This is a genomic window from Rhodomicrobium udaipurense JA643 (assembly GCF_000636015.1).
Lineage (GTDB): Bacteria > Pseudomonadota > Alphaproteobacteria > Rhizobiales > Rhodomicrobiaceae > Rhodomicrobium > Rhodomicrobium udaipurense.
In genome coordinates this window covers 29,891-45,066 of the sequence record NZ_JFZJ01000013.1, presented here as the reverse complement: position 1 = coordinate 45,066, position 15,176 = coordinate 29,891, and the positions used below count along the sequence as shown (strand labels likewise).

At 62.8% G+C, this 15,176-nt stretch carries 13 protein-coding genes; 8 read left to right on the top strand and 5 right to left on the bottom strand.

Annotated elements, in window-relative coordinates:
* Positions 1-133 precede the first annotated feature (133 nt).
* Both T281_RS03845 and T281_RS03840 read left to right on the top strand, forming a co-directional pair.
* Entirely contained in the window at positions 134-895 is a 762-nt protein-coding gene (locus T281_RS03845; protein WP_081796578.1) for a rhomboid family intramembrane serine protease, read from the top strand.
* A 149-nt stretch (positions 896-1,044) separates the two neighbouring features.
* Positions 1,045-1,575, top strand: coding sequence for a hypothetical protein (locus T281_RS03840; RefSeq protein ID WP_037234507.1), 531 nt, complete (start codon positions 1,045-1,047; stop codon positions 1,573-1,575).
* A gap of 65 nt (positions 1,576-1,640) precedes the next feature.
* Here T281_RS03840 and T281_RS03835 read toward each other — a convergent pair whose 3' ends face one another.
* From T281_RS03835 to olsB, 4 genes are all read right to left on the bottom strand, one after another.
* Entirely contained in the window at positions 1,641-2,480 is an 840-nt protein-coding gene (locus T281_RS03835) for a hypothetical protein (protein ID WP_037234504.1), read from the bottom strand.
* 159 nt (positions 2,481-2,639) lie between these two features.
* Positions 2,640-3,815 carry a vWA domain-containing protein gene (locus T281_RS03830; RefSeq protein ID WP_037234491.1) on the bottom strand — a complete coding sequence of 392 codons (1,176 nt, stop codon included), beginning with the start codon at positions 3,813-3,815 and terminating at the stop codon, positions 2,640-2,642.
* Positions 3,816-3,918: 103 nt separating this feature from the next.
* Positions 3,919-5,391, bottom strand: coding sequence for a hypothetical protein (locus tag T281_RS03825; RefSeq protein WP_037234488.1), 1,473 nt, complete (start codon positions 5,389-5,391; stop codon positions 3,919-3,921).
* A 124-nt stretch (positions 5,392-5,515) separates the two neighbouring features.
* On the bottom strand, positions 5,516-6,484 hold the full coding sequence (olsB, locus tag T281_RS03820; RefSeq protein ID WP_037234485.1) for a l-ornithine N(alpha)-acyltransferase: 969 nt from the start codon (positions 6,482-6,484) through the stop codon (positions 5,516-5,518).
* A 351-nt stretch (positions 6,485-6,835) separates the two neighbouring features.
* Between olsB and T281_RS03815 the strand changes: the two genes are divergently transcribed.
* The 6 genes from T281_RS03815 to hspQ all read left to right on the top strand — a co-directional run bounded on the left by T281_RS03815 (position 6,836) and on the right by hspQ (position 13,423).
* A complete protein-coding gene (locus T281_RS03815) occupies positions 6,836-7,399 on the top strand; it encodes a TIGR00645 family protein (RefSeq protein ID WP_037234482.1) in 564 nt (187 codons plus the stop codon).
* A 299-nt stretch (positions 7,400-7,698) separates the two neighbouring features.
* Positions 7,699-9,294, top strand: coding sequence for a 2-isopropylmalate synthase (locus T281_RS03810; RefSeq protein WP_052036995.1), 1,596 nt, complete (start codon positions 7,699-7,701; stop codon positions 9,292-9,294).
* Positions 9,295-9,398: 104 nt separating this feature from the next.
* Complete coding sequence (locus T281_RS03805) at positions 9,399-10,055, top strand: Pr6Pr family membrane protein (RefSeq protein WP_052036994.1); 657 nt, start codon at positions 9,399-9,401, stop codon at positions 10,053-10,055.
* Positions 10,056-10,195: 140 nt separating this feature from the next.
* A complete protein-coding gene (locus tag T281_RS03800; RefSeq protein WP_155955079.1) occupies positions 10,196-11,806 on the top strand; it encodes a L,D-transpeptidase family protein in 1,611 nt (536 codons plus the stop codon).
* A gap of 176 nt (positions 11,807-11,982) precedes the next feature.
* Positions 11,983-13,017: an HpcH/HpaI aldolase/citrate lyase family protein gene (locus tag T281_RS03795; RefSeq protein WP_037234477.1), complete on the top strand. Its 1,035-nt coding sequence runs from the start codon at positions 11,983-11,985 to the stop codon at positions 13,015-13,017.
* 73 nt (positions 13,018-13,090) lie between these two features.
* Entirely contained in the window at positions 13,091-13,423 is a 333-nt protein-coding gene (hspQ, locus tag T281_RS03790; protein WP_037234462.1) for a heat shock protein HspQ, read from the top strand.
* Between the two features lie 57 nt (positions 13,424-13,480).
* On the opposite strand, the gene T281_RS03785 is transcribed toward hspQ, so the two are convergent.
* A complete protein-coding gene (locus T281_RS03785; protein WP_037234460.1) occupies positions 13,481-15,106 on the bottom strand; it encodes a GMC family oxidoreductase in 1,626 nt (541 codons plus the stop codon).
* Between the last annotated feature and the right edge of the window lie 70 nt (positions 15,107-15,176).

Genomic DNA, 15,176 nt, shown 5'->3' with positions numbered 1-15,176 from the left:
AGCTTGTGCCGCAATGCAGGCCTGTTCGCGTTGTCGGCGCGGGTCATTACTGGATCTTCGATCACATGGAGGAGGTTCTAGGCGCGCTCAAGGACAGCATCACCGCTGCGTCGTAAGACGGGAAGGACGCCGCATGTTCCCGATCAAAGATTCGATCCGAATCCCGTTCGCGCCGGTCGTCACCTACGCCCTGATCCTCGTCAACGCGCTTGTCTTCTTTTACCAGTCGAGCCTCAGCCAGAGCGAGGCACACGCCTTCGCGATAGAGTACGCGCTCATTCCGCGCCGGTATTTCGATCCGGCATGGGCCGCCTATGCCGGGCTCTCCGGCACCGATTATCTGCCCTTCATCTCCGGCACCTTCATGCATGGCGGATGGTGGCACCTCATCCTCAACATGTGGCTGCTGTTCGTCTTCGGCTCATCGCTCGAAGGGCGCGTGGGGCGGTGGCAGTTTCTTTGCTTCTATCTTCTTTGCGGGGTCGCCGCGAGTTACGTACACGCCTGGTTCAACCAGCTTTCGGATGTGCCGACGCTCGGCGCGTCCGGAGCCATCGCGGGCGTATTCGGCGGCTATGCCACGACATTTCCGCGCGCCCGCCTCACGATCCTGATCCTGATCTTCGTCTTCAGGGTGCCGGCGCTTTTCTTCTGGCTTGTCTGGTTCGGCTTTCAATTCGCCCAGGGGTTCACCGACCTGTCTGAGCCGAACACGGGCGGCGGCATTGCGTGGTGGGCGCATATCGGCGGATTTGCGGCAGGCGTGGCGCTGATCCCGCTCTGGCGCTTCGCACCGGACCGGACCTATGACGAAGCGCAGCCGCGTTTTCTGCCGCCGGTCGCGACCGCGTCGCCGGACACCGCGCGACCCTGGAAGCCCGGCCCATGGGGATAAGCCTTTCGTCGCAGCGCGGCGCATGGACGCCTTGCGCATCTGTCCCCGTTTTGCCACAGTGGCGGAGAAAATTGCGCTTGAATACCAGCGTCATGCGGCACTGCCGGCAAGGACGCCGTCCCGGTAACTGTTAGAGAGATGCGGTGGAGATGACCGAAGAACAACCGATCGAACAAGGCGAGGCCATCGCTCAGACCGCTGAAGAGGCAGTCGTTGACCCGTATGAGTACAACGGCGTGAAATACTCGCCCATCACGTTCGCTGAATTCGCCGCTCACACGAAATATTCGTTGTTCGGGGTGCCGCGCTACAAATGGTCCGGCAAGCAGGTCGTCATTCTGTCCACCTTCAGCAAGCGCAACCTCAGTTTCTCGCGGAAGGACTTCGGGCGTCAGGACGATCGCATGGGCGAGTTCGCCTATCTGAAGCCGCCGACGGGCGGCGAGGCAGGCCCGGCGATCGCATTGGCACCCGGCTTCGACGATGCGTCATGGGCGAAGGCAGGCAAGGAATGGGACGCTTACGCGACGGCGAACGCCCTTACCGACGCGATCCCGCGTCTTTATTTCTATGGGACCGTCATTTTCGACCGGAAGGTTTTCCGCTCGCATTATCTGGCGCTTGACGGCATCCGCTTTGCCGGTGCCCACGCGGGCGAGCCGGTGGCCGACGCTGCATAGAACTAAGAGCGCGGGCAGGAGTGTAGCTTTGCGGCCGCCACTCCTGCTACTCCGGATGAAATCGACTAGTTGATCATCGGACCCCAGCGGATGTCGCTCTTGTCGACGTTGCGAAGTTCTTTCACAGAACCGTCTCGATGGGCATCGATTGCGTAATATTTGCCGTCCTTTCGGGCGAGCATCTGGAAGTGTTTTTTCTCCTGCTGCGGCTCACCTACAATCTGGTAGCCTTTGTCCGCCGCGAGCTTCCGCGCATCAGAGGCGAAGAAAGCGACCTCATCCTTGATGCCCCCGTCGCGGTGGATATCGATGTCATAGGTCTTGCCGTTCTTGGTGGCGGTGGCGGTGAAATGCTTTTTCTCTGCGACCAGATCGGACGTCAGCGTGAAGCCCTTGTCGGTGGCGATCCTCTTGGCGTCGGCGACAGCAAACGGCGTCTGCTCAACGATATTACCGTCCCGGTGAATGTCTATCTCCCACGTCTTGCCGTCCTTTGTGGCGGTCGCGACGTAGTGCCGCTTGTCGGGCGTCGGGTCGGACGTCAGCGTAAAGCCTTTGTCGGTGGCGATTTTTCGGGCGTCGGCCGAGGTGTAGGGACGTTCCTCGGCGTCGTTGCGGCCAAGTAGCCAGTCAGCCCAGCTTTTGCCCTCTCCAAGCCTGTAGGTTTGACCGTTCGACGTGACGTTGGCGGCTTTGAGTTGGCCGTCCGGCTTGATGTCGCCCTCGACGAGGACCTTGTCGCCGTCTTTCACAGCGGTCTGGCCTTTGCCTTCCGGGCCGAGATCGACCAACACCTTGCCGTCTGTACCGCTGACCACAAGCCGTTGGCCGAGCACGTCGGTTACCGTGCCTTCAACTTTGGCCGGTTCGGCGTGCGCGAACGTGGACATCGCGACAATGGCCATTGCCATTGCGGGCGTGCGGACGGGTAATGTCATTATTTACTCCTGTGCAATGCTGAAGAAACAAGCATGATCTGCGCTTGATAACCAAGCGACGTGCCGCTTGTTCCTTAAGGCGTTCACAGCAATGGCTGGAGGCACAGCGGACCGGCGTGCGTCGCGTTATCGCAGCAGTTCCGCGATGGCGGCCTCGATGCCGTCGAGCGTCAGCGGATACATGCGGCCTTCCATGATTTGCCGCATCATTTGCAGCGACGGCGTTTCACTCCAGTAGCGCTCGGGCGTCGGATTGAGCCAGACCGCGTGCTTGAACGTGTCGAGCATGCGCTGCATCCAGACCTGCCCGGCTTCCTCGTTCCAGTGCTCCACGGAGCCGCCCGCGAGCGCGATCTCGTAAGGCGACATCGCCGCGTCGCCGACGAAAATCACCTTGTAATCCGATGGGTAGGTGTGGATCACGTCCCACGTGGGCACGCGCTCGGCATGGCGGCGCGCATTGTTCTTCCACACGCCTTCATAGATGCAATTGTGGAAGTAGAAATAATCCATGTGCTTGAATTCGGAGCGCGCGGCGGAGAAAAGCTCCTCCGTCTCCTTGATGTGGTAGTCCATCGAGCCGCCGACATCGAAGAACAGCAGCACCTTCACCGTGTTACGCCGTTCGGGGCGAAACGCGATGTCGAGATAACCCTTGTGCGCGGTGCCCTTGATCGTGCCGTCGAGGTCGAGTTCTTCGGCCGCGCCCGCCCGCGCGAACCGGCGAAGCTTGCGAAGCGCGAGCTTGATGGTGCGCGTGCCGAGTTCGACTTCGCCGTCGAGATCCTTGAAGTCGCGCTTGTCCCACACCTTCACCGCGCGGAAATTGCGGTTTCCGTCTTGGCCGATGCGCACGCCTTCGGGATTGTAGCCATACGCTCCGAACGGCGACGTGCCGCCCGTGCCGATCCACTTGCTGCCGCCTTCGTGGCGCTCCTTCTGTTCTTCGAGGCGCTTTTTCAACTCCTCCATGATCTTGTCCCAGCCGCCGAGCGCTTCGACCTGCGCCTTTTCCTCATCGGTGAGGAAGCGCTCGGTGAGCTTGCGCAGCCAGTCCTCGGGGATCTCCGCCTCGATGCCTTCGCCGACGCTTTCGAGGCCCTTGAAAACCTGCCCGAAGACGCGATCGAACTTGTCGAGATGGCGCTCGTCCTTCACGAGCGAGGCGCGGGAGAGATAATAGAAATGTTCGATCTTCTTGCCCGCGACGCCCGCATCCACGGCCGAAAGCAGCGTGAGATATTCCTTCACGCTCACCGGTAGCCCGGCGTTTTTCAACTCGTAGAAGAAGTTCAGGAACATCGTGTTCGCCTCGGGCCGCGCGGGTCTCGCGCTCGGATTGTCTCGCGGACCATCCTATCATTGCCACCGGTGCGGGGAAAAGGACGGCGCGCCGCCTGCCTTCTCAGCCGAAAAGATGGTGGCCCTTTTTCTTTGCGGGCTTCGCTTCCGGCTGTGATTTCGCGGCCTGACCGCCGCTTGCATCGGCGGCCCCGTCCTGCTCCGCTCCGACGCCTTCGAGCCGGTCCAGCAGCGAACCGCCGCGCTTTTTCCCGCGAGGCGGCTCAGCGTCGGCCGCCTTTCGCTTTGACGTTTTCTGAGCGCGCCCGCGATTGCCGCCCGCATAGGCGGAGGCTGGCATAAGCAGAGCGCGCAGTGGCTCCGGCGCTGGCTCGTCGGCGGCGGCTTCGGTCCGCGTCGGCGCAGGCTCACCCGCGGATGGACGCACGGCAAGTTGCTTGTTCTTCTGCGGTGTGACCTTCGCCTGAACATATTGCAGCCCGCGAATGAGAAGCGCGATGCCGATCACCACGCGCTGGCGCAGCCAGTCCGACGCGCCGCCGGACGTCTCCCGGAACTGCTCGGCGCGGCGCTCCAGTTCGAGCCGCGCGAGGAACTGCCGCCCCTTCTCGCTGACATGGGGCGCGCGGGCGAGAAGTTCCGCGTAGCGCGCGCGAAGCTCCTGCGCTTCGAGCACGAATTCGTAATGCCGCTTCAGCCCCTCGCCGCCCTTCCGCGCAAGGCCGCCCGCACGCTCGAAGGCGCTCGCGAATTGCCCCGGCAGGTCGGTGCGTGCGCGGCGCAACTCCTCGGCCGCAGCCGTGAAGCCCTTCTCGCCGACTGAGCGGGCGAACCGCCGCGCCGTAGCAGCCGCATCGACGGCGATGCTCCGCCCTTCGCGCCAGACCGTGCCAACCGCGCGGAGCAGCGACAGCGGAACCGCCGCAATTTCGGCCGGGCGCGGGATGCCGCCTTGCTCGCGTTCCGCCGCGATGATGCCGGCGACATGGCCCGCGAAGGCTTCGGCCTCCTGCCGCGCGAGCGACAGGCGCAGCGCCACGGGGTCCGTGTCGGCAACCTTCGGATTCCATTCGGCTTCGGGATCGCGGAACAGCAGCGCATGCGCCTCGTCGCGGAAGGTTTCGAGCGCATGCTCGTCGGCGAGTTCCGGCCCGAGCAGCCGAATATCCTCGATCAGGAAAATCTCGGACGCCGCCCAGAAATCGCGCCGGATTTGCAGCACCTCGGCAAGCGGCGCGAAATCCGCCACGTCGAACGCGGTCTGGAGTTTCTTCTTCGCGGCGTTGACGCGCTCGAAATAGGCGCTGTTCGCCTCGATACCGTTCAGAAGGCGGCGCACATCCTCGCGCACGTCTTCCTCGGTTTCAAAAGGCGCAACGCGGCGGGATGCGGGCGAACGCCTGCGAAGCGCCGCAAGGATTTCCGCGCCCTCATCCACCAGCGCCAGCGCGTCGTCGACCAGCGCCTTGCGACGCGAGCCGTCGTGACTGCGGAAAAGGCGATAGAGAAGCCACAGCGCGAAGCTCACGCCGAGCCAGAGCGCCAGAACGGCCCCGAGCGACGAAAAAGCCTTCATGCGTGTCCTCTGTCTCCGCTTTTTCCCGCGTTGCCAAGCTTCGGCCTGTGAGGCTCACCCGTTCAGCGCGCGCCCCTTCGCACAGCGGATGAAAAAGCGCCCTCGCGAGCGCGCCGCCTGCCGCCTAGTGAACCGCGCGGCCCTTGCGCCCCTGCGCCGGTGTCTCGTCGGGCGCGCCGAAATGCGAGAAATAGCGCTGGTCGATCGCTTCCATCGGCAGCACGATCAGCACGTCCGTCGTACCGAACTGCTTGTCCACCACCGCGCCGTCGCCGATGTAGCAGCCGAGGCGGAGATAACCCTTGATCAGCGGCGGCATGCCCTTCAACGCTTCCTTCGCGTTGATCTCTTCCTTCGGGATCATGTTCATGTCGACCTTGATGTCGGGATGCGCCGAGACGAGCCAATCCTCCGGCGCGCGCGAGAAGTGATGCAGGAAGCTGAGCGCGAGCGCATGCTCCTTCGGGTCGGTGCCGGGAAAGCTCGCGCAGCCGATCATAACATTGGCGCGTTGCTCGCGGATGTAGTTCCACAGGCCCTGCCAGAGCAACTCGACGGTTCGCTTGTTGCGGTAGGGCTTGAGCACGCAGGAGCGGCCGAGTTCCATGAACTTGTGCGTCGCGCGCTTCCTCTCGACGAGGGGCGCGATGTCGTATTCGCCCTGCGTGTAGAAGCCCTGGTTCTTTTCGGCGACGTCCTGAAGGAGCACGCGATAGGTGCCGACCACCTTCGACCGCTTCGGCCAGGGCCGCTTCGCCGTGCGCTCCACCGCCTTGTCGATGACGAGCAGATGATCGCATATCGGGTCGTACTGATCCTCGTCGCGCTTCTTGATGCGTGTCCGCGCGTCGGCGATCGCGGCCATCTCCTTGTAGAAGACCTCGAAACGGAGACGCTGCGCCTTCTTGATATCGGCGACCGAGCGCGCAAGACGCACTTCGAGGTTGCCGATCTTGCCGTAAATCCGCTTCGGCTTCCTGAGCGGGAAGATCGGGAAACGCCGCCGACGCTTTGCCGCGAGCCGGAGGAATGACAGGGGCTTCGACCTGAACGAAGGCAGTCCGCCAGACCGGCCGTTGGAGGGTATGCGCATGAAACCTCTTTGTGTCAGTCACGGCATGATCTGCCGTTCCCATCCCGTGGAGGCGGATTTGAAGCTCGCCACATGGCGGAACGAAACCCGCCTGGAAGCTCGACAATCCGAAACCACATCAGAAACGTAGGCTTTGCTGGTGCCGCCGAAATCTCAAAAGCCCGCCGCGACGTGTGACGAACTCCGTATTCGGGACACTAGCTTCTGGCTCGAAATTCTGCCATCGCTAAAAAGGAATATTAAGGCATTGCCATGTCGCCGCAAGATGCACTGTGAAGCATCTGCTGGAGCGGCGTGTGAGTTTTCCCGCACCCGCGGTCCGGTTCCGGATCGCCACTCATCGGAGGATTGATGAAGCGCATAGAAAACGCTCTTGAAACAGGAATTTTCGCGAGCCGCTGGCTGCTCGCGCCGTTCTATCTCGGCCTCGTCGTTTCGCTGGGGCTGCTGCTGGTGACGTTCGTGCGTGAGTTCGTCAAGTTTGCGCCCGAGGTTCTCGCCGGCGCGGAGACCGGCAAGGTGATCGTCACCGTGCTGTCGCTCGTCGACATCGTGATGGTGGCCAATCTCGTGCTGATCATCGTGTTCGCGGGCTACGAGATTTTCGTCTCGAAGATGCACATTGTCGACCATGAGGACCGGCCGGACTGGATGGGTCACATCACGTTCTCCGACCTCAAGATCAAGCTGATGGGCACGATCGTCGCCATCTCGGGCATCGAGCTTCTGAAGACCTTCGTGAACATCAAGAACGTCAATCAGGAAGAGATCATGTGGCGGCTCGTGCTGCACCTCACGTTCGTGGTCTCGGGGGTTCTCTTCGCGGTCATGGACCGCATGTCGGACACGCATCACAAGGTGGAAGAGTTGGAAGCGGAGAAGTATCGGCCTCACAAGGACACCCCTGTGTCTTAGCGCGCCGCCATTGATCGTTTGTAGAGCTTGTCCGGAGCCTGAAGATGTGCGATATGACCGTCATGGAAATCACAATGGCCATGTCTGTCGCGCATTCTTCGGGCTTCCGGGCTTCTGCTCCGGCCCGTGCCAGCGCGCGCATGCGCCCCGCGACGAGCGGCCTCCTTCTCCTTATCTGCCCCTGAGCGCTGACGGTCCGGCGAACGGGCGAGCGCTTGGGGGTTAAAACCCGGGCGCTCCATTAGAGGTCTTGCCCGGTTTGTGATATGCTCCACACATCCAGGTAAGGACTCCTTTATATGACCGTTTCCAATTCCCCCGCTTCCGCGGACGCTTCCGCCGCCCGCTCCGAAAAAGACCGCATCCTGATCTTCGACACCACACTGCGCGACGGCGAGCAGTGTCCCGGCGCGACCATGAACTTCGAAGAGAAGATGCAGGTCGCCGAAATCCTCGACGAGATGGGCGTCGACATCATCGAGGCTGGCTTCCCCGCCGCGTCGGTGGGCGACTTCGAATCCGTGGCCGAGATCGCAAAGCGCTCAAAAAACGCCGTGATCGCCGGGCTGGCGCGCGCCAACCCCAAGGACATCGACCGCGCGGGCGAAGCTGTGCGCCATGCGAAGCGCGGCCGCATTCATACGTTCATCGGCACATCGCCGCTGCACCGGCAATACCAGCTGCAAATGAGCGCCGAGCAGGTTTACGAGGCCGTGGTGATGTCCGTCACCCGCGCGCGCAACCTGATCGACGACGTCGAATGGTCGGCGATGGACGCAACGCGCACCGAGCCGGACTATCTGTGCCGCGTGGTGGAAGCCGCCATCAAGTCGGGCGCGACCACCATCAACATCCCCGACACGGTCGGCTATACGGTGCCGGACGAGTTCGTGGACATCATCACGATGCTGAAGGAGCGCGTTCCGGGCGCGGACGATGTGATCTTCTCCACGCACTGTCACAACGATCTCGGCCTGGCGGTCGCGAACAGTCTGGCGGGCGTGAAGGCGGGCGCGCGGCAGATCGAATGCACGATCAACGGTCTCGGCGAGCGCGCAGGCAATGCGGCGCTGGAAGAAGTCGTGATGGCGATCAAGACGCGCAACGACGTCATGCCCTACTGGACCAACATCGACAGCACGATGATCGCGCGCGCCTCGCGCCTCGTCTCGGCCGTCACCGCGTTCCCGGTGCAGTACAACAAGGCCATCGTCGGCAAGAATGCGTTCGCGCATGAATCCGGCATCCATCAGGACGGCGTGCTGAAGAACGCCTCGACCTATGAAATCATGACGCCGGAAAGCGTCGGCGTACGCGCCAGCTCGCTCGTCATGGGCAAGCATTCGGGCCGCCATGCCTTCCGCGAGAAGCTGCGCGATCTGGGCTACGAGTTGGGCGACAACGCCTTCGAAGATGCGTTCGTGCGCTTCAAGGCGTTGGCCGACCGCAAGAAGCACGTCTATGACGAGGACATCGAAGCGCTGGTCGATCAGGAAATCGCGCAGGCGAACGACCGCGTGAAGGTGCTGGCGCTGACGGTCATCGCCGGAACCAGCGGCCCGCAGAAGGCGACGATCACGCTCGAAGTCAACGGCAAGCAGGAAACGGCGGAAGCGACGGGCGACGGTCCGGTGGACGCGACGTTCAACGCGATCAAGGCCATCGTTCCGCATGAGGCACGGCTGCCGCTGTATCAGGTGCATGCCGTGACCGAAGGCACCGACGCGCAGGCCGAGGTGAGCGTGCGGCTGGAAGAGAACGGCAAGACCGTCACCGGGCGCGGCGCGGACACGGACACGATGGTTGCATCGGCGCGCGCATATGTGTCGGCGTTGAACAAGCTCGCCATCAAGCGCGACCGCGTGCATGCGCAGTCGGGCGGCACGGCGGCTTAACGGCCACCTTCGAGCCGCCCAAGAATTGAGCCGGGACAGGGCACAAAGCCGCGTCCCGGCTGTTCGTCCTCCGGCTGACAATCTGCAAAGGAGGACTCCGACCGATGCTCGCGAGACGGCTAACCGCGATTCTTGTCGCCGCCTTGTGCATAACTGCGCTCGCCATCCAGCTTCATCTCGCGATCGACCGCGCACACCCCGGCGGTCACAGCGTCGGCGGCGCGATCCTCAACTATTTCAGCTACTTCACGATCCTGACCAATCTCGCCATCGCGGCTTTGCTCGGAGCGACCGCCGCGAACGCGTCCGACGCGCGCATCTGGAACCGGCCGTCTGCAAATACGGCGCTCGCCGTTTACATCATCGTGGTTGCCACGGTTTATGCGACGCTCCTGCGGCACCTGTATGCGCCATCTGGCATCGAATTTCTGGCCGAGCGAACGCTTCATCTCGTCGTACCGGCCCTTTTCGTTGGCTATTGGCTCATTCTCATTCCCAAAGGCACACTTCGGCTGAAGGACCAGTTGGGTTGGCTCGTCCTGCCCGCCGTTTTCTTCGTCTGGACTCTCGTTCACGGAGCTTTGACGGGCTTCTATCCCTACCCATTCCTGAACGTGGCGGAGCGCGGCTACACCAGCGTGTTATGGAGCGGGTTATTGTTTTCCGCGTTTTTTCTGACTCTGGGAACTGTCCTCATCATAGTCGACTGGCTGCTGGGCTCGCTTCAGAACCGCTGGTCGGGTGAGGTGCCGACCGCGTGACGATCCAAACGCACACCGAATTGTAACTCCAGCGGCCTTATGAACCTTATAGAGAACCCTTTAGTGAAGGCGTCCCCTGGTTGTATGCGTCGCGAGTCCGTCGCTCCGATCATGACGCCGAAACGAAGAAAAGGCTTACCATGATGCGTCGAGCTACGGCTGGGGGGGCCGATCCCGTGAACAACCCGCTTCGTACGTCCTTCGCCCGCTGGCGTAATCTCGCTCTTGTCTCCTGCCTGGCCGCTGCCTCATTCGCGCCGCTTGACGCGGCTGACGCGCGGACGAGATACCGCTCCTACGACCGTCCGAAGAAAAAGGTGGAAGCGCCCGCGCCCGCACCGCTGAACCGCCCGTTGTTCTTCGTCGTGAATATCGGCAAGCAGCGCGTCACCGCCTATTCAAACGACGGCATCTATGCGCAGGCGCCGATCTCGTCGGGCTCGCGCGGCCATGCTACGCCAACCGGCATCTTCAACATCATCCAGAAGAACAGACACCATCGCTCGAACATCTATAGCGGCGCGCCGATGCCGTTCATGCAACGGCTGACGTGGTCGGGCGTCGCGATGCATCAGGGCGCGCTGCCGGGCTACCCCGCGAGCCACGGTTGCATTCGCCTGCCCTACGATTTCGCGAGCCGCATGTTCAACGCCACCGAGGGCACCGAGCGCGTGATCGTGGCGAAGGGCGATGTCGTGCCGATGCCGTTCTCGCACGCGAAACTGCCGGAACCCGCGATGTTGCAGGCTCCGGGTAGCGAGCAGATCGCGTCGATTTCCGGGCGCATGCTGGCGAACGCGGTGAACATCGCGGAAGGCGCTTCCGCCACTGACGCGCAGAAGATCGACGTCAAGGCCGAGGTTCCCGATAGCGCCAACGCGGGTAGCAAGCTGCTCAATCCGCGCGAATATGCGCTGACCATGACGAAAATTGCCGCGAAGACCGCCGATGAGGCCGAACGCGCGGCCAGTCCCGCCCGCCGCGCGGTCGAAGCGCGCGTGCAGGAACAGCGCGTCGCCGCGACCGACCTTCGCAAGGCGCAGATCGCCTTGTCCGTCGCCAGCAATCGCCTCGACGCGGCCGACAAGCGCCTGAGCCGCGTCGGCGACAACGAAACGAAACGCACCGAAGCGGAAGCGGCCAGAGCCGAAGCCGAAACGAAGGTGAAGGAGGCGCAGACGCAAATCGAAGCCGCCGAGCGCGCCAAGGCCGATAAGGACGAAGCCGCCGCCGTCGCGCTGAAAGCCTTCCGTCAGCTCGACGTTACCCGGTCGCAGGCCGCGAACAGCACATTGTTCTGGAAGCGCAGGCTCGCGCCGGTTTCCATCTTCATCAGCCGGAAGACCCAGCGGCTTTACGTTCGCCAGAACTACATCAAGGTGTTCGATGTGCCGGTTATCATCCGCGACCCCGGCAAGCCGCTCGGCACGCATCTTTACATGGCCATGCAGCCCGTGAAGGGGGGGAGCGTCGAGGGTGCGCCGAAGCTTCGCTGGCTTTCCATGACGCTCACGGAGCCCAGCCAAGACCTCGCCGAGCCGCGCACTCGTCGCCGCAAGGGCGAGGAAGAAAAGCCGCGTCCCGTGCCGAATGTATCCGCATCGTCCGCGCTCGACCGCATCGAAATCCCGGAAGAAGTCGAAGACAAGATTTCGGAAATGCTCTGGTCCGGTGGTTCGATCATCGTTTCGGATTCGGGGATCAGCAACGAAACCGGCGAATACACCGATTTCGTCATCCTCACGCGCTGACGCGGTCAGCCGAACCGCATGCATTGAAAGCCGCGTGCATTCCACGCGGCTTTTTCGTGCCGGGGTGCCACCCTACAAAAACTCACTGCTTACGCCTTTCGGAGCGGACAGGCTCTCCCGTTCTTGACCCACGGATTCAGCGCGGGCAAATAGAGGGAGCATTCGCGGAGGCTCCAATGGCAGTGACAAAGACCCCATCCAAATTCTTCAAGGCCCTCGCGGCGGGTGCTCCGGCTCCATTCGTGGAAAAGCCCGTGCGCCTCGAACGAATGATCCACTTCGTCGCGCCGCATGTTGAGAAGATCCGCGCGAAGGTGCCGGACCTCATCAAGCAGGTCGACGTGGTGCTCGGCAATCTTGAGGACGCGATCCCCGCGACCGAGAAGGAAGCCGCGCGCAAGGGCTTCATCAAGCTCGCGCAGGAGAACGAGTTCGGCAACACCGGGCTGTGGACGCGCATCAACGCGCTGAACAGCCCGTGGGTGCTCGACGATATCGTCGAGATCGTTGCAGCGGTCGGCGACAAGCTCGACGTCATCATGCTGCCGAAGGTGGAAGGCCCGTGGGACATCCACTATCTCGACCAGCTGCTCGCCCAGCTTGAGGCGAAGCATAACATCAAGAAGCCGATCATGATCCACGCGCTGCTTGAGACGGCGGAAGGCGTGGCGAATGTCGACCACATCGCGGGCGCGAGCCCTCGCATGCACGGCATGAGCCTGGGGCCGGCGGATCTCGCCGCAAGCCGCGCCATGAAGACGACGCGCGTCGGCGGCGGGCATCCGTCCTACGGCGTGCTGGCGGACGCGTCGGGCGACGCAGCCCGCGCCTTCTTCCAGCAGGATCTGTGGCATTACACCGTGGGCCGCATGGTCGACGCCTGCGCGACCTACGACCTCAAGCCCTTCTACGGCCCGTTCGGCGACTTCTCCGACACGGCGGCGTGCGAAGCGCAATTCCGCAACGCCTTCCTTCAAGGCTGCGCAGGGGCATGGACCTTGCATCCCTCTCAAATCGAGATCGCGCGTCGTGTGTTCACACCGGACCCGGCCGAGGCGGCTTTCGCCCGGCGCATCCTCGAAGCCATGCCGGACGGCACGGGCGCGGTGATGGTGGACGGCAAGATGCAGGACGACGCGACCTGGAAACAGGCCAAGGTGATCGTCGACCTCGCAAACCTCGTCGACGCGAAAGACGGCGCTTCCCAGTGACCGCGTGACATCTTGTAGCCCAGAAGCATTAGTGCGAAGTTTTTGAAGGATGCGGGAAGAACTTAATAACGCCATGGCGAAAGAACGGCGCGCGCGGTTTGCCATAGGGGAAGTCGTGAAGCATCGCTTTTTCCCCTTTCGGGGAATTATTTTCGATGTCGACCCCGAGTTCGCGAACACAGATGAATGGTGGCTGGCCATCCCGGAGGATATCCGTCCAGAGAAGGATCAGCCGTTCTATCATCTGCTTGCCGAGAACGAAGAGACCGAATATGTCGCCTATGTCTCCGAGCAGAACCTTCTGCCGGACGACAGCGGCGAGCCGCTGCGCCATCCGCAACTCGACGAGCTTTTCGACGAGCTGGAGAATGGCGGCTACCGTTTCCGGGGGCCGAGCGCGAACTGACGTGGCGAGGCAAGGCGGCGCGTGTGGCCGCCTTGGCGCTGGAGGCCGGTTGCTGGGTCAGGCCGCCATCGCCGCGTCACCCGAATCTGACGACGCCACCACACCCGACAGGATGATATCCGCCGCTCTCTCCGCGATCATGATCGTCGGCGCGTTGGTGTTGCCGCTGATAAGGCGCGGCATGATGGACGCGTCCACAATGCGCAAGCCCTCCAGCCCGCGCACGCGCAGCGTCTCATCCACCACCGCCATGTCGTCCTGCCCCATCTTGCAGGTGCCGATCGGGTGATAGATCGTCTCGGCCGTGCGGCGGTTGTAGTCGTCGATCTCGGCGTCGGTGCGCACCGTGTCGCCCGGCTGAAACTCCTCGCCGCGATAGGGGTCGAACGCCGCCTGTGCGAACACGTCGCGCAGCATCTTGAAGCCATCGCGCAGCGTTCGCAGGTCGGCATCGTTTTGCAGGTAGTTCGGCTGAATTGCCGGATGCGCCAGCGGGTCCGCCGATTTCAGCACGATCTCGCCGCGCGCATGCGGCCGCTGCAAATTGTAATAGCCCATATAGCCGTGGCGCTGGATCATCTTGCGCCCGTGATCGGCATAGAGGATCGCCGCGAAGTGATACTGAACATCGGGGGCAACCACCTCGGCCCGCGTCTTGAGAAACGCGAGCGATTCAAGCCCCACGATCGACGCCGGGCCTTTGTGCGTCATCAGATAATAGGCGACATGCCGGACGAGCGCGCTCGGCTTCACGATGTTGTAGTAGGAGACGGGCTTCGGGCAGTAATGCTTGATCGCGCCGTGGATGTGGTCCTGAAGGTTCTTGCCGACGCCGGGCAGATGGTGCACCGACTTGATGCCGTGTGGCGCGATCTCGTCCGCCGGGCCGATGCCCGACAGCAGCAGCAATTGCGGCGAGTTGATCGCGCCCCCCGACACAATCACCTCGCGGTCGGCCCGGATGGTGCGCTTTTCGCGGCCTTGGGCGTATTCCACGCCGACCGCGCGGCCATTTTCCACGACGATGCGCGTCGCCTGCGCCCGCGTAATCACGGTGAGGTTCGGCCGGTCGATCACCGGCTTGAGGTAGCACACCGCGGCGCTCGCGCGGCGGCCGTTCGACACCGTACAGTCGATCGGGCCGAAGCCTTCCTGCGACGCGCCGTTGAAATCGTCCGTGTAGGGGTGGCCGGCCTGTTTGCCCGCCTCGATCCAGGCCACGTTCAGCGGGTTGACGACGCCCGGCCGCGACACTTTCAGCGGACCGTTGCCGCCGTGATACTCATCCGCGCCGCCTGCATAGTTTTCCGCCTTCTTGAAATAAGGCAGCACATCGTCCCACGCCCAGCCGCGATTGCCGAGTTGCGCCCACGTATCGTAATCGCTCGGCACCCCGCGAATGTAGATCATGGCGTTGACGGAGCTTGAGCCGCCAAGCACCTTCCCGCGCGGCCAATAGAGCCGCCGCCCGTTGAGGCCCGCCTGCGGCTCGGTATGATAGCCCCAATCGACCCAGCCGGTCCGCATCAAGCCCGCATAGCCCGACGGCATATGAATGAGAAAATTCCAGTCGCGTCCGCCCGCTTCGAGAAGCGCCACCTTGACGGCAGGATCGGCGGAGAGCCGGTTCGCGAGCACGCAGCCCGCCGAGCCACCGCCCGCGATGATATAATTGTAGCCCATGTTTCCTCCGAGCTTATGTATCTTTTTCGTCCAGATTGCTCCCCGCATGGGCCGCGCGCAAGCCCCCGCA

Excerpts from the sequence above, each read along its gene's own strand:
- T281_RS03845 (WP_081796578.1), top strand. The coding sequence starts at position 134 with ATGTTCCCGATCAAAGATTCGATCCGAATCCCGTTCGCGCCGGTCGTC.
- T281_RS03840 (WP_037234507.1), top strand. The coding sequence starts at position 1,045 with ATGACCGAAGAACAACCGATCGAACAAGGCGAGGCCATCGCTCAGACC.
- T281_RS03835 (WP_037234504.1), bottom strand. The coding sequence starts at position 2,480 with ATGGCCATTGTCGCGATGTCCACGTTCGCGCACGCCGAACCGGCCAAA.
- T281_RS03830 (WP_037234491.1), bottom strand. The coding sequence starts at position 3,815 with ATGTTCCTGAACTTCTTCTACGAGTTGAAAAACGCCGGGCTACCGGTG.
- T281_RS03825 (WP_037234488.1), bottom strand. The coding sequence starts at position 5,391 with ATGAAGGCTTTTTCGTCGCTCGGGGCCGTTCTGGCGCTCTGGCTCGGC.
- olsB (WP_037234485.1), bottom strand. The coding sequence starts at position 6,484 with ATGCGCATACCCTCCAACGGCCGGTCTGGCGGACTGCCTTCGTTCAGG.
- T281_RS03815 (WP_037234482.1), top strand. The coding sequence starts at position 6,836 with ATGAAGCGCATAGAAAACGCTCTTGAAACAGGAATTTTCGCGAGCCGC.
- T281_RS03810 (WP_052036995.1), top strand. The coding sequence starts at position 7,699 with ATGACCGTTTCCAATTCCCCCGCTTCCGCGGACGCTTCCGCCGCCCGC.
- T281_RS03805 (WP_052036994.1), top strand. The coding sequence starts at position 9,399 with ATGCTCGCGAGACGGCTAACCGCGATTCTTGTCGCCGCCTTGTGCATA.
- T281_RS03800 (WP_155955079.1), top strand. The coding sequence starts at position 10,196 with ATGATGCGTCGAGCTACGGCTGGGGGGGCCGATCCCGTGAACAACCCG.
- T281_RS03795 (WP_037234477.1), top strand. The coding sequence starts at position 11,983 with ATGGCAGTGACAAAGACCCCATCCAAATTCTTCAAGGCCCTCGCGGCG.
- hspQ (WP_037234462.1), top strand. The coding sequence starts at position 13,091 with ATGGCGAAAGAACGGCGCGCGCGGTTTGCCATAGGGGAAGTCGTGAAG.
- T281_RS03785 (WP_037234460.1), bottom strand. The coding sequence starts at position 15,106 with ATGGGCTACAATTATATCATCGCGGGCGGTGGCTCGGCGGGCTGCGTG.